General features: G+C 72.3%; 1 protein-coding gene. It reads right to left on the minus strand.

Going from position 1 to position 437, the window contains the following annotated elements:
* The coding region (locus K9U41_RS23280) for an FAD-dependent oxidoreductase (RefSeq protein WP_282643206.1) at window positions 1-437 on the minus strand (437 nt) is incomplete at both ends.

Consider the following 437-nt stretch of genomic DNA (forward strand, 5'->3'; position numbering starts at 1 on the left):
GTCCTCGGCCGTGTAGGTGGCGCCGGCCAGCCGGGGGCGGATGGCGGCGAGGGCCGGCTCCAGCCGCACGGCCTCGTCGGCGCTGACCACGCGGCGCTCGCAGCCGAGCGCGCGCATCTGCTCTGCGGGTGCGAGGGCGGCGTCGAACTCTTTCTGGCTGGTGTAGAAGTGCAGGATGCCCTGCGTGCGCTGGTCGTACTGCAGGCCCATGTCGCGGCGCAGCTGCTGCAGCGTGGCGCGGCTGTAGGTGCCCAGGCGCACGATCTGCTCGATGTTGTGGCGCGTGCGCGCCGGCGTGCATTCGCGCAGGAACTGCAGGCCCCAGAGCCACTGTCGTGCATCCGCGCGCAGGCGGAACAGCAGCGGGGCATCTTCCTTGCCCAGCCACTGCAGCAGCTTCAGCGGAGCGCCGGGATTGGCCCAGGGCTCGGCGTGGC

Origin of the sequence: Xanthobacter autotrophicus (genome assembly GCF_029991245.1) — a bacterium.
Classification (GTDB): domain Bacteria; phylum Pseudomonadota; class Alphaproteobacteria; order Rhizobiales; family Xanthobacteraceae; genus Xanthobacter; species Xanthobacter autotrophicus_C.